Source organism: Oliverpabstia intestinalis (assembly GCF_009696065.1).
Classification (GTDB): domain Bacteria; phylum Bacillota; class Clostridia; order Lachnospirales; family Lachnospiraceae; genus Oliverpabstia; species Oliverpabstia intestinalis.
The window spans coordinates 97,303-111,043 of the sequence record NZ_VUMS01000005.1 but is presented as its reverse complement, the minus strand read 5'-3'; the positions used below and the strand labels follow the sequence as shown (position 1 = coordinate 111,043).

At 39.6% G+C, this 13,741-nt stretch carries 16 protein-coding genes; 1 reads left to right on the top strand and 15 read right to left on the bottom strand.

Features of this window, described 5'->3' with window-relative positions; translation table 11 throughout:
* Positions 1–270: 270 nt before the first annotated feature.
* The 15 genes from FYJ57_RS03795 to FYJ57_RS03725 form a co-directional block, all read right to left on the bottom strand.
* Complete coding sequence (locus FYJ57_RS03795; protein ID WP_154431589.1) at positions 271–924, bottom strand: SGNH/GDSL hydrolase family protein; 654 nt, start codon at positions 922–924, stop codon at positions 271–273.
* Between the two features lie 230 nt (positions 925–1,154).
* A complete protein-coding gene (locus FYJ57_RS03790) occupies positions 1,155–2,507 on the bottom strand; it encodes an MATE family efflux transporter (protein ID WP_154431588.1) in 1,353 nt (450 codons plus the stop codon).
* Between the two features lie 338 nt (positions 2,508–2,845).
* On the bottom strand, positions 2,846–3,541 hold the full coding sequence (locus FYJ57_RS03785; RefSeq protein WP_154431587.1) for a DNA alkylation repair protein: 696 nt from the start codon (positions 3,539–3,541) through the stop codon (positions 2,846–2,848).
* A gap of 269 nt (positions 3,542–3,810) precedes the next feature.
* A complete protein-coding gene (locus FYJ57_RS03780; protein ID WP_334296347.1) occupies positions 3,811–4,665 on the bottom strand; it encodes a YitT family protein in 855 nt (284 codons plus the stop codon).
* Positions 4,666–5,418: 753 nt separating this feature from the next.
* Positions 5,419–6,375, bottom strand: a complete 957-nt coding sequence (locus tag FYJ57_RS03775) for a helix-turn-helix domain-containing protein (protein WP_154431585.1) — start codon at positions 6,373–6,375, stop codon at positions 5,419–5,421.
* A 150-nt stretch (positions 6,376–6,525) separates the two neighbouring features.
* Positions 6,526–6,846: a DUF3784 domain-containing protein gene (locus tag FYJ57_RS03770; RefSeq protein WP_154431584.1), complete on the bottom strand. Its 321-nt coding sequence runs from the start codon at positions 6,844–6,846 to the stop codon at positions 6,526–6,528.
* Between the two features lie 41 nt (positions 6,847–6,887).
* A complete protein-coding gene (locus FYJ57_RS03765; protein WP_154431583.1) occupies positions 6,888–7,220 on the bottom strand; it encodes a DUF3784 domain-containing protein in 333 nt (110 codons plus the stop codon).
* Between the two features lie 51 nt (positions 7,221–7,271).
* Positions 7,272–7,643 carry an eL24 family ribosomal protein gene (locus FYJ57_RS03760; RefSeq protein ID WP_235904375.1) on the bottom strand — a complete coding sequence of 124 codons (372 nt, stop codon included), beginning with the start codon at positions 7,641–7,643 and terminating at the stop codon, positions 7,272–7,274.
* Between the two features lie 117 nt (positions 7,644–7,760).
* Positions 7,761–8,135, bottom strand: coding sequence for a TnpV protein (locus FYJ57_RS03755; RefSeq protein WP_154431582.1), 375 nt, complete (start codon positions 8,133–8,135; stop codon positions 7,761–7,763).
* Positions 8,136–8,139: 4 nt separating this feature from the next.
* Complete coding sequence (locus tag FYJ57_RS03750; protein ID WP_154431581.1) at positions 8,140–9,558, bottom strand: plasmid recombination protein; 1,419 nt, start codon at positions 9,556–9,558, stop codon at positions 8,140–8,142.
* A gap of 197 nt (positions 9,559–9,755) precedes the next feature.
* Positions 9,756–9,983 carry a DUF5348 domain-containing protein gene (locus tag FYJ57_RS03745; RefSeq protein ID WP_055053912.1) on the bottom strand — a complete coding sequence of 76 codons (228 nt, stop codon included), beginning with the start codon at positions 9,981–9,983 and terminating at the stop codon, positions 9,756–9,758.
* Positions 9,984–10,133: 150 nt separating this feature from the next.
* Positions 10,134–10,355, bottom strand: coding sequence for a complexin-2 (locus tag FYJ57_RS03740; RefSeq protein WP_154431620.1), 222 nt, complete (start codon positions 10,353–10,355; stop codon positions 10,134–10,136).
* A gap of 127 nt (positions 10,356–10,482) precedes the next feature.
* Positions 10,483–11,484, bottom strand: a complete 1,002-nt coding sequence (locus tag FYJ57_RS03735) for an AAA family ATPase (RefSeq protein WP_205839904.1) — start codon at positions 11,482–11,484, stop codon at positions 10,483–10,485.
* Positions 11,456–12,673 (bottom strand): site-specific integrase, encoded by a 1,218-nt coding sequence (locus FYJ57_RS03730; RefSeq protein ID WP_154431579.1) that lies wholly within the window; start codon positions 12,671–12,673, stop codon positions 11,456–11,458. The genes FYJ57_RS03735 and FYJ57_RS03730 overlap by 29 nt, the downstream gene beginning before the upstream one ends.
* Positions 12,674–12,687: 14 nt before the next feature.
* Entirely contained in the window at positions 12,688–12,882 is a 195-nt protein-coding gene (locus tag FYJ57_RS03725; RefSeq protein WP_154431578.1) for a helix-turn-helix domain-containing protein, read from the bottom strand.
* A gap of 102 nt (positions 12,883–12,984) precedes the next feature.
* Between FYJ57_RS03725 and FYJ57_RS03720 the strand changes: the two genes are divergently transcribed.
* A complete protein-coding gene (locus tag FYJ57_RS03720) occupies positions 12,985–13,650 on the top strand; it encodes a helix-turn-helix domain-containing protein (protein ID WP_235904374.1) in 666 nt (221 codons plus the stop codon).
* The last annotated feature ends 91 nt before the right edge of the window (positions 13,651–13,741 follow it).

Here is a 13,741-nt window from a genome sequence, read left to right as displayed (position 1 = left end):
TTTTGTCCGCTGACAGAATATTCCACTGAAACAAATACAGATATCAATAGAAAGTTTCAGGGTTGAAATCTGCTTTTACACTCATTTCAACTCTGGAACTTTCTGTTCATATCTGCTTTTAGTTTATGCCTTTCATGCCACTCATCTTTCAAAGTTTACAGATTGTAGCTGTACTTATGACTATCACGTTTCGGAATCAGCCAGAACTCATACCTCATAGTTCACCTGGTGTTCATGATTGACCGCGGATTACCTGCCGTTTTCCACTTTCTACACCACCTGTCTCCAGCCACTTCTCTTCCACAACATCCGCTCAGTTTTTTCATACACTGCCTGTGCGAAGATCTGATGTCCCTGTGCATTCAGATGTTCCTGATCTGCCTCGCTGCACTGCACATAATCAGAAGCTCGCAAATATCCGATCTGTCTTTCTGCAGCGATTCGTTCATATACTGTTTCCAGTTCCTTCGACACCGTCACTGACTGTGGCGAAAAGTCCTGATCATATCTTTCCTGCCATACTTTTTCTCCGAGATAGATCGGTGAGATCAGCAGAACATCTGTCTGAGGTGCAAAGGTCTGAATCTGATCCAGCAGACACTGGATTCCTTTTCCGATCACTTCTGCCGATGCACCAAAGATCGTTTTGCAATCATTGGTCCCCAGCATAAGCACCACCAGATCCACCGGGTGATGTGTTTCCAGTAATGTCGGCAACAGTGCTGTGCCTCTCCGTCCCTGCCGGAACGGATCTTCAAACACTGTCGTTCTTCCGCAGAGCCCCTCCTCGATAATACGGACATCTTTTCCTTCATAAGCCTTCTGCAATCTTCCTGTCCACCGTACTTTAAATGGCAGCCGCTCCCCGCTCTCTCCGTCATATCCCCAGGTGTTCGAATCTCCAAAACACAAAATCTGTTTCATTCTGTCATCTTCTTTCTTTTTTAATATCTTCGTAACTGTTCAGTACCTTCGCAGAACATGATCTGCTGAATCATACCTATATTCGTTGTTTTTATATTCCTATTATTCCGCTATGTTTTTATGCTTTTATTATCATATACAATTTTCCTGACTTTGTCTAATAGAAAAAAGCAATATCCAGCTATAGGCTATTTCTATAACTAAATATTGCTTTTATCTTCTCACTCTTTTTATCGGTTGCCGTTACCTTCCAGTATCCCCGTCACCTTTTTGACGCAGTGCAGGCAGGTCGGTGCTATGTAACAGCATGCTGCGATCCATGCCGCCTGATCCGCGAAGCAGATTGCCGTATACCCCAGGGCTCCGACAAATCCCAGACTGACAATCGTTCTTGCCAGCATCTCCGTCACACCGGAAAGTACTGCTCTTCCTGAATATCCAAGTCCCTGTGTCACCATACGGCTCACATTCAGGATACCGAGACTCCAGAAGAAATATCCAAGACACCGCAGATATTTTCCTGATGCATCCAAGACATCCGCTGCTGATTTTTCCACAAAGATCATCGACAGCGTGCGTCCTCCGAAGATCAGCACCAGCCCGATCAGCAGACCATATATCGTTGCAATCGCAACTCCCTGCCGCAGTCCCTTCTTGATCCGTTCCGGCTGCCTTGCGCCCATATTCTGGCTGCAAAATACAGATGCCGAAGTAGCAATTGCATCAAACGGGCACATCGCAAACTGTTTGATTCTCATGCCCGCGGTAAATCCGGAAACACACACACTTCCCAGTCCGTTATTTGCCGACTGCATTACCATACTGCCAATTGCAGTGATGGAAAACTGCAGTCCGGTAGGAAGCCCCATCGCCAGAAGTTCTTTTACCGCCGTTATATTTACCATTCTGTTTTCTTTTGTCAGATGCAGTACATTCATCTTTCTTCCAATAAAAACAAGACACAGTATGCCACTGATCGCCTGTGCTGTAATTGTCGCAGCGGCAGCTCCCGCACATCCCCATTTCAGTACCACGATACAGAACAGATCAAGAAAGATATTCAATATCGCTGAAAATGCCAGAAAGAAAAAGGGTGTCCGGCTGTCTCCCAGAGAACGGAGAATACTGGATAAATAATTGTATAATAAGGTAAATGGAATTCCCAGAAAAATAATCAGCAGATAGTGATAGGCTCCACGGAAGATATCCTCGGGAACTGACAGCAGATGCAGGATCTGTGGACAGAATACAGAACAAAGAATCGTCACTGTCACACCGATTCCCCCAGTCAGTACCGCACCGTTAAATACATAATTTCTCATCGTATCCATCTTGTCTGCCCCAAAGTACTTGGCAACCGGTACACCGAATCCGGTACAGCATCCCATACAGAATCCAAGAACCAGAAACTGTACACTGCTGCTTGCTCCCACACTTGCCAGCGCTTTCGCCCCAAGAATCTGTCCTACGATCGCCGCATCTATAATATTATACGTCTGTTGCAATAAATTTCCGATTAAAAGGGGAAGTGCAAACTGAAGCATCAGTTTTAACGGGTTCCCCTTTGTCATAGATGTTGACATTGTTTCGCTTCCTTTCATATGAATCTGCTCTGTTATTATTTAGCGGATTCTGTTATTTTACATCACTGTTTTGCTATTCTACAGTTATCTCTATGTACCGCTTCCGCATCTTCCAGTTATATTTCTCTCTTTGTTCCTGTAACTTTCTATGCGTTTTGATACTTTTCGATATTCTTCCTGTTTTTATTTCCTTGGATAACGTAAACTCTTCGTAACTGTTCAGTACCTTCACAGTTACGAGCAAAAATGCATTTAAAATCACCTTCGGTGATGGCATTTTTGCTTGTATGTCTCGGGATTTTGGCATATTTATGCCAAAACACCTCGCGGGATAATGGCTACTGAATAGTTAAACTCTTCAAATATACTTTCTGCTCCGGTGTGATTCGAAAGCTCTCCACCGCTTTCTGAATCGTCTTCTGGTGCACCCAGCGATCCAGTTTCCGTTCTTCCAGATATGGAATCACCGTATCCCACTGCTTCGCAAGCGCTGTCGCAAAATACCAGGCAATCATCATATTTACATAATATTCTTCCGACCGTACCCTTGCAACCAGATCGGCATATTCCGGTCTGTACGCGTCATCCAGATACAGCCTCATCAATATCCCGATTCCATACCGGATCGTGTAGGTGTCTGTGGAAGTCACCCACTCCCGAATCACCGGAAGTAATTCCTCCCGGTGTTTTTCGAAGCATTTCGGCGCCGGCAGATCGCACGTTGCCCAGTTATTTATATATGGAAGAAACTCCTTCACTTTCCGCAGACATTCCGGGTAATCTTTGATCTTTGTTACCAGCAGCATATGCAGATTGTTTTCTTCATAATAGCGATGTGGCAGTTCTTTTAAAAACGCCTCGGCTTCCTGGCTGTGATCTCTGGCAAATTCCCCGGCGAACTTCCGCAACACCGGCGTGCGGATTCCAATAATATCTTCTTTCGGAATTCCCGGAATCAGTCTGGCATGAAATTCCCGATACCCAGGATCCTGCAATGCAAATAACTGTTTTTGCAGTTCTGTTTTCATTTTCATATTTCCTCTCTTCTTCGTATTTTCTGCCGGTTCTTCCTTCATTCCGCTTTGTTTATTCCCAGGCATACATGATGACACTCCACGGTTTGCATGAAACGCTCTAGTTTCCTCGCCAATTTCTGCAAAACCTTTTTTTTACAATTTCTTTCCCTTTTCTCTTTACGTTGTCCGTTGCTTCCTTTCCGGCTTATTTTTTATAGATTTTCGTATAGTTCCATATTAGACCATCCGTTTTGCTTTGTAAACTTTTTGACGATTCTTTTCTTTCATTACCTTTTCGGTTGATACCTCATATCCGACACCGTATATACTGTAATAAATGCCTTCGGATCTTCACGGTTCATGTAGTTCATCAGTTTCTGGTACTCGCCTTTATCTACAATCGTAATAATCTCGTTTCTTTTTTCCATATTATAGGCTCCGATCGACTCATAGATTGTCGCACCACTGTGCAGATCATGAATGATAAACTGGCGCAGTTCCTCTTCTTTTTTCGTAATGATACAAACTCTCCGCTTGATATTATGATCAAAAATAAAGTGATCCAACACCAACCCGTTAAAATATGTTCCAAGCACACTCAGTACCACTGTCTTTTTATCGTACACAAGTGCCGCCGACAGCGCCACACACATCCCGGACAACGACATCGCTTTTCCCAGATCCATGTGCAAATATTTGTTCATAATCTTCGCCACAATATCCAACCCGCCCGAAGATGCATTGCGATTAAATAATATACTCAGCCCCACACTGACTACCAGAATATAACACAGCACATCCAACTCCTGGCTGTTCGTCATCGAGCCAAAATCCGAAAAAATCCTCTCAAACACACCCAGAAACAGTGGAAGCATCACACTGGTATATACTGTTTTCACCCCAAACTCTCTCCCACAGGTGAAAAATCCGATAATCAGCAAGACCACATTCAAAATCATCGTAATCGCCGACAACGGTAGGGGAATAAAATTCGAAAGCACAATACCAAGACCTGATATGCTGCTTACGGAAGCATGGCTCGGTACAAGAAAGAAATAAACCGCCGCGGCAATAATGGCTACCGCAACCGTTAATATACTTGTCTCTTTGATGATACTTTTATAATCTGTTTTTAGATTCATCATTTCTAAGTTCTCCTGCTTATTTTTTCCAGTCTATTATAGTACAGATCTTCACGATAAGAAACAGAAAATTCCAGAACTTTTCCCCATACAGAAAAACCCCGGAAACCTTGCGGTTCCGGGGTATCTTACGTTTGGACACAATGTTATCTTGCGATAACCATATATATAATTTTATCTGCTAATCAGTGATTACTCGATGATAGAAGCAACACGGCCTGATCCTACAGTACGTCCACCTTCACGTTTGTGAGGTTCTTAAAATCTCATTATTTTCTGTGATTTTCGTGTCTATATTGTCCTGTATTGTGGATTTTCCAGGCTATATTTCTATTCTCTTCATTTTCTAGTATCAAAATGGTATCACAGCCAGATTTTTATGAGCCGTCAACTTTCCGGTTGCAGATTCCTGTCCTGACTGTTATAATCGAAACATGGGTGCTATCATAACGGTAGGCGGTTAGTCCTTCAGCAGAGGGACTGTGACCCTCTGATTACATAGAAACTCGAAAGAGAATCCACTGGAAAGGAGGGCTAAGCCATGAGTATTGTTGATTTTATAGCAGTAGTGAGCTTCGGCTTAACCTGCTTTGGTCTTGGATATACCTTTGGCAAGGATAATAATAAACCACAAAAATAGCCGCCCTGGTCTGGTAAACTAAGCGGCAATTTTTGTCAAAACATATATCGGACTAACCGTCTATCGGTAGCACTCTTTTTCTATAATCATATTAGCACGCATGTGTGAAAATGTCAAAAATTTTCTTCATTCTCTTGGTTATTAATCTCCTTAATCAGCTGTACTGCCTTCTCTGCATCATCGGTTTTCACGAATATATCCACACCATATATTCCAAATCCAGGTGTCCCATGCATTGCAACATTCGCATCTGCTTCCTGTGAAAAAACTGCTATTCCATTTTGCTTTAACATTTCTACAAGTTGTTCTGTCTCTACTATACTCTGTGCATTATAAATTTTTGTCCATTCTACCTTAGATAGGGAAGTTTCCTTTTTCTCCTGAACATTTGACGAATTCTGGTTTCTTTTTCGATTAATAAATGCCAAGGACCTAAGAATAATAAATGCCACAATAGTAATACCAATCAGAAATCCCAATGCTAATCGTGTTATCTGTGTTTCTGTAGCTCCCATTCTGAATAAGCATACACCATAGATGACTGTAAAAATTCCTGCACATATCACACTGGTGAGAAAATCTCTCCATATAGTAGCACTTTTTGGCAAGCATTTATCCCATATTCCATTGTACACCATAATAGAGGCGTACAGGATTCCTCCTACCAAAACAGTTGCTGTCTCTCCTAAAACCAAGCGAATATCCACAGTTAATAACATCTGAATAATAATCGCTAACACACTAATCACAAACATTGATGCAAATGCAAGATTTCCAGCCTTTAATGCTTTTTGTTTCACCCATCCTTCATACACCGCAACTTTGTCCAGTGTTTCTTTCATCTCTTTATTCATAGTCTGGCTCCTTTCTCCATCCAGGAGCTCTCTCATCTCAACATCGTAATATTCAGCAAGTTGAACAAGTATACTGAGATCTGGCATATTTATTCCTGTTTCCCATCTGGAAACTGTTCTTGCAGATACCTCAAACTTCTCGGCAAGCTGCTCTTGCGTAAGATTCTTTTCTTTACGACATTGTTTTAAAAAAGCTCCAATCTTTTTTGTGTCCATGTCTCTACCTCTCTTCCACTTACAGCTTACCAATATGTACCAAAATTACCACGACATAAAACGAGAATCCGCTAATTTTCAACCGGACATCGTATGTCTAAAACAAATAAAAGGTATTTTCACCCCAAAAGCATTCTATTCCTCTATAAATTAACCTTCTCTTTTATGTCTGTCCATAAGCAGCAGAATAAACATAACAAACCATATCACCCATGCAATTAAACAACCGATTCCTATATGCCAAACATCTATAATCATTCCAGCAATAAAAGGAATTGACATAAACATCATTCTCTTCCCATATGCCTTACACATAGCATTTTCATCATATTTCTTTCGTTCTTCTGCCGATTTCATATTATAACCAGACAAGAAGTTGGATGCTTGTCCTTTTGACCTATAAAACCATATTCCAAATAAAAGCATAATCACTGCCATTGCAAAGTCAAAAATAATATAAATATAGAGCATATAATACCTTCCTTTCAGTCAATTCCTCAAACCAGAAGTTATTACTTTTTGCATAGTGTGTTTTCTAAAATGATAATAACCACGACATCAACTACAATGATTCCCAATGCAATATATACAAAAAATGCCGGCAAAAAATTTTCAAACAGCCCCATAATTAGTATAAGAATTGCTATAATAGACATTCCAACTCCCATTGTCCTGCATAACTTCTTTTCATCATATTTTTTCTTTTCTTCTTTTGAAGCTGTATTATATCCAGAAATAAACCAGCTTCCGTGTCCGAAAAGTAAAACTATAGAAACTACCGCAAATATCACAAAGACAATCCATACTATCCAGTCAGGACCTGTTGCTAAATCTGCCAATTTCATCTATATACTCCTCCTCAACTTCTGGTAAATTTGCTCTAAAGACTGAACTTATCATCGAATAAGTCCCATCCATATTCCAACCGCTATAAGTATCATACCTAATATTCTTCCTATAAATCTCGACTTTTTATTTCCAAATAAAGCAATTGTTTCTGGAGTAGTAAATGGAAGTAAAACAACAGTAATACCCATTACTATAATTCCACCTCCGATCATGCAATTGCGGCTTGACACAACGCCATAAAACATAACTAAAAACCCTAAAATAATACCTAAAATAAAATATTTAATTTTATGTCTATCGTTTTCAATTATCTTTCTATAGCTGTTTTCACATTCATTGCTGCAAAATTCCAAATCACTATCTAATTCTTTGCCACAATACCTACATTTTTTCATAGTAACTCCTTCGATAATTTTCAAAATTTTATTTAAAAACTCCCGATTTGTCTTTGCTTTATTCTACCATAGTTCATTTTAAAATACTATTCCAATATACACAAAGCAGAAAAAAGCGATCCTTTCGACCGCCTTTTTCACCTACATATATATCATATTTTTCAATACAATTTCTTCTGCACTGGCTTTTATATTATTCATTAATCTAACACATTTCATCTGATCCTGTGCCTTTAATTCTTCAGTTACATCCTGTTTTTCTGCCATCTGTTTCATAAGCATTTCCACCTGTTCTCTGGCTTCCTGATCTGTCTGATTCAGATGTTCATTCAGCTTTCCAGTCAATAACAGATACTGATACCTTGCTGATTTGTGTTCTTTTAAGAACTGCTTTCGTAACATTCCATATTTTCCATATGTCGGTTCTTCTTCGTTCAAAACCAGATCCGGCAAATAGTAATCTCCATGCAATGTATAGCTCATTCCATTTTTCGCATCATAAATCTGTTTTTTCATAGCATTAAATCTCCAATCCTTTGTATTTTGTTTTATTCTTTTTACGTTGTTGATTTTCCATCTGGCTCTTTTGAGTAGCCCATTCCAACTGTCTCAGAACACTTCCCTTTGGCATTTGCTCCATTCGCCGTTTTTCTTCCAGTGCCCTTTGTTCTTTAATATCCTGCTGCACCACATCCTCTACAGTTTCCATTCCCAGAATACGCACCACTCTGTCATATCTGTCCGAAATCTCTTGTAAACGTTGATTATCATTTGATAATTTTCCATTTTCTTTACGCACAGCATCTAACTGTTTCTGGATATTATCACATTCCTCAACAGATTTTTGATATTTATTTTTCCAGCTTTCTACCATTTTATTAAGTTCTACAATCTTTCCAACTAATGCAGCAATCTGATTCTTCATCTTGATAAACAATGGTTTGATTTTATTTTCCCTGTAAGGTACAGCACGTTCAAATGTTCCTGCTTCTGGTAAAAACGTCTTAACCATTCCATATTCTTTTATTTCCTTGCTGGCATTATCCATAATCGGCTTCAGCACATCTCGACGCTCTTCCAGACTTTTTAGTTCTTTTTCTGCGTCCTCTGCCCTTTGTTCTGCTTCTTGCTTCTCCCTAATTGCCTGTTCCTTATCGTCTTTTAAAATCTGGATATCTGCTCTGGATTCCGCAATCTGTACTGTCAATTCTTCGTTTTCTGCAGTTAGATACTCTTTCTCCTGCTCCAGCTCCTGTACTTCCTTTTTTCGTTCTTTCTTCTTGAAGTTATAAACATCCAAATGTTCCTCATGAGTACCTTTCTGTTCCCATTCGATGCCATGTTGTTTTGCAATCTCTGCCAGAACTTCTTTTTCATGGTTCATCCACTGGTTTAACTCTGTATCATGCTTATTTCCGCCTTGAAATCCAAGACTCTTTAATGCCTGTTTCAACGAAACTCTGGTGTCCATTCCTTTTCCTTTCCAATCAGTCACATAAGGAATAAAATCAATATGTAAATGTGGAGTAGCTTCATCCTGATGTAGATAACAACCAAATACCCGTAGCGTTAAATTCCGTTTCTGGAAGTCCTTTACATATTCATCCAGTACTTTTACAGCCAGATCTCCTTCTTCTGTTCCAACAGCCATATCTTCTCGATTTCCAATCTGGAAAATCACTTCATGGAACAATTTTTCCTGTTTTCCCTGCCGGATTTTTTCATAGTAATTTGTAATCTGTCGATCTTTTCTTTTCCCGATATTATATCGTTCTACAGCTTCATCAAACAGTTCTTTATAAACTTCTTTTAAATTCTCATTCTGATAGCAAATATTTAGTTGCACTCTGTCTGGATCAACATTTTCTGCTATAAATTCCCTTCTGTTATGAGCCAGAGAACCTGTCCCGATCATACCACTAATTGTTCGTTTTATCATAATGTTTCTCACCTCTTTTCTGAGCAAGTGCCAGATAGCACATAATTTTTATTTACGCCAGTCATGGCGATATTAAGAAATCTTCGCCGGACACGGCGGTTTTGTTACTTTTGTCAAAAGTAACGCAAAAGCACTTTCGACAGCCGTTCCGTCCATCAAAAGTACCCTTGCGCCCTGCCGGGGGCTATCCAGTCAAATTATTCCGGTATTCTTGCCTGTACATATTCCAAATCTCCACAGTACGGCGTTCCCACCAGATACCATTCTCTTGCCGGATTCATCTCCATTCTTGTCCTTACCCACTTATCATCGACCAGCACCTCAAGACCTTCTCCACAGTGAAATCCCGTATCAATCCATAAGTCTGATGCCAATAACCCATATCTGTCATTACTACTGTTATATCCTAATCTTCCCTGCTTCATTGAATCATTCTCCCTTCTTCACAACTATCAAATTTACAGCAACTTCACCGTCCAACTTCAGCTTTCCGTCTGCGCCTTACCAACTTTCTCCTTGTTTACTTCTTACAGGGGCGTGGCACGCTCCTGTAAAAAGGTAATCAACACGAACTCTTACCATCGAAAGCTCTCTTGCATTCCTTTTCTGTCCAGATACTCCTGCCGGAACTTTTCCCGTTCTTCTTCTGTTGGTGCAGTTTTGGATTTACTGTATACCTCACGATTTACCATTGCATCCAGCTTTTTCTCCAGACCTTTTCTTATATCATCCGCTTCCTGTTCCTGATCCAGTAAATGGTATTTTATAATCTTTCCAAATAAGTCTTCTGGGATCATAACGCTTTTCAAGTTCTCACCTTCTTACAATTTATGTAAGGACGCAACACTGCAATGTCTTTACAGATTGCAACCTTACATTTTAATTCCGCATTTTCTATATACTCTGCAATGTTGCACCCTTAATTTATTCCGGCTTAGCTTTATCTAAATCCCAATACCAGGAATTACCGATTCGTCTTGCCTTAATTCCAAGTTCCTTTTTTGCATTTTCCAGTGTTCTTTTAGAAATATTCAACTCTTCTGCCATATCAAAGATTTCACTGCTTTGCACAGAAGTTGATGTTTCTGCCAGTTCCCTCAGCAGCTTCTTTGCCTGTTCCAGTTTATTTACCTTTGGGGCAATTCCACCAAGCACCTCATCTGCTGTGATTTCATAGTCACCTATCCACTCAAATCCTGTTTCTGTCAGGCGAAATGCTTTGGAATGTCCAAATGCAGCCAGATTATTTTTAATCTGCACCACTGCTCTTAAATCCGGTTCTCCCTCTATTCTTCCTACCAGTAATACGCTTCTGGCTACCGCAAAAAAGTCAATCGAACCCATTCCTCTATATGCAGCTTTATTTCCCCCAGCTTTATTCATGTGTCCAATCAATAAGATTGCACATTTGTATTTTTCTGCCAGCAAGCTCAATCTTTTCGTCATATCCCTTGCTTCATTTGCCCGGTTCATATCCATTGTTCCTCCAAGGTATGCCTGAATCGGATCTAAAATAAGCACTCTCGCACCAGTCTGTTTGATAGCAGTTTCCAGTCTTTCATCAATCATGGAAAGTGATTTTTCTGTTTCATCTATAACCATGATTCTTTCACAGACCGCTTCTGCCAGCTCCAGTCTGGGTTTTACTGTATCTGCCAGTCCATCTTCCGCTGTCTGATAAATAATATTTACTGGTTCTGTTACTTTCATATCGTTATCCAGTCCTTCCCCTTTAGACAATCTCGCTGCAATATTTAATACCAACGTAGTTTTTCCATCACCCGGATCTCCCTGAATAATTGTTAATTTTCCATAAGGGATAAACGGATACCAGAGCCAGTCCACTGTCTGGGACTGGACATCTGACATCTTTATCATTTTCAATTCTGTTTTATTCTCATTTCTCTGTTCCATAAATTCCTCCATTTTCCAAACTATTCTCGCCAATTATCTGTTGTTCTCTGGAAGAATCCCTGCTATAATCAACTTGTCTAGGGTTGACATTTGTGGATTCGTCCTCATTTGTCACATTGCTCCGGTTGTTCGTGCTTCCGGAGCTTTTTATATTTTCATCATCCAGCATATCTGCCACCACTTTCTGCTGATCTGGATATAAGTGACCATAAGTATTCAATGTAATGCGAATGTCCGTATGTCCAAACCTTTCTTTAATCATCAATGGCTGTACGCCCTTATTAATCAGAAATGCTGCATGACTGTGACGAATATCATGTACTCTTATCTTTTTTACTCCGGTTTTTTGAACCACCTGTTTTAACTTATGCTGTACTGCTTCATGGACCATTGGAAAAATCCGTTCATCTTCGGGTAACTCATACAGTCTGCTAATATAGTCCCGAATCTCTTTTTTCAGAAATTCCGGTATAGATATTGTACGGTTCGATTCTTCCGTTTTCGGAGACGTAATCACGTCCTCTCCATGCATACGGTAGTAAGTTTTATTGATATGAAGCAGATTCCTTTCAAAATCAATATCCGCAGGTGTAATGCTGAGTGCTTCGCCTTCTCTCGCTCCTGTCCAGAATAATAATTCAAACAGCACATAATATTTGCTTCCCGGTTCTATTCCGGTCATAAACTGCCGATATTCTTCAATCGTCCAGAATTTCATTTTCTTTTTTGAAGTCTTTCCCATGCGTTTTACCTTGTCACAGGGATTATCTGCCAGATTGTAGATATTCTTCGCATGATTGAACAATGCCGTCATCTGATTCTGTATTGTTTTCAGGTAATCATCTGAATATCCTTTTTCAATAATCGTATTCTGCCACTGGATAATCTCTGCTGGTGTGATACTGTTCATCGGTCTGTCCTTAAAATACGGTAACAGTTGAGCATTCATCGTATCTCTTTTGTTCTTGATACTCCTGTCCTTCAATGTCTGAGACTTGTCCCGGAAATAGACCTCTACAAACTCTTCCATTGTCATATCCATGTCTGCTTTCGCTGTTCTTTTGTATTCCATTTCGAAGTTTAACGCTTCTTTCTTAGTACGGAATCCTCTTTTTACTTTTCGCTTTTTGGCTCCTGTCCAGTCCTCATAATAAAATGAAACATACCAGGTTCCTCTTTCTTCATCTTTGTACGCTGCCATACTTTCTCACCCCCTTACATTGCAATCTGGGAATATCCATAAAATTTCTTTTCCCAGAATGCCCTTGGTATCTTACCTGCAACGGTTACATATCCCTCATCTGCAAGCTCTTTGTTCAGTTTGCGAAGCAGCTTGTAAGCATATCCAAGTGAAATCCCCATGCTCTCTGCAACTTCTTCCGCTGTAATCATATAGTTTTGTCTCTGCATACTATTTCCTCCTTATCTATAATTATCATTTTCACTGATACTATATCATTTTAAATAATCATTGTCAATAATTTTTATCTGTGTGAATGATATTTTTCTATATTGTTGATTTTTATCATTTGTGATATACTGTTCTTAGCTTTTAAGGAGGTGGCTAATATGCAGGAATCATCTATTTCAGAAAAAATAAAAGAGCTGCGAACTGATCTAAAGATGAATCAGAAAAACTTTTCCGCAGCTATCGGTATACGTCAGTCAACTTTATCCAGTTATGAAAATGGTGTGGTTACTCCCTCCAATGATGTGTTATTGACTATTGCTCAGAAATTTCACGTCTCTCTGGACTGGTTGTTTGGATTATCTGAAAATAAAGTACAGATTTCTACTCTCAGCGATATTATTTGGGTTTTACTGCAAATGAATGAATCCAATGAACTCCGGTATGAACTGGATATAAATAATAAACTTCCCGGTGATATAGAAACAGAAACACAGAAATGGTATGCCGGACTTCGCTTTTATGGAAATGATCCGGAACACTCTTTAAATGCAGATATGTGTAATTTTCTTGCCGATCTGCAAGAGAATAGGGAAAGCCTGGAATCTTATTTCACAGGCAAAGATATGTTTGACATGTGGAAAAAACAGATGTTAGAATACTACACTTCCAAACCCGTCACTCATAAAGAAATTGAAGAACTGGATTTTGAGACACGAATCCATAAACGAGATGAACTTTTAGCACAGAAATTTTCCAATAACGAATAGAAATAGTATCATAACAGTATCACAGGCAGATATGCGGAGATTTTCATTTTCTTCCCATATCTGCCTGTTTTTAATTTATTCGCTATTCTTT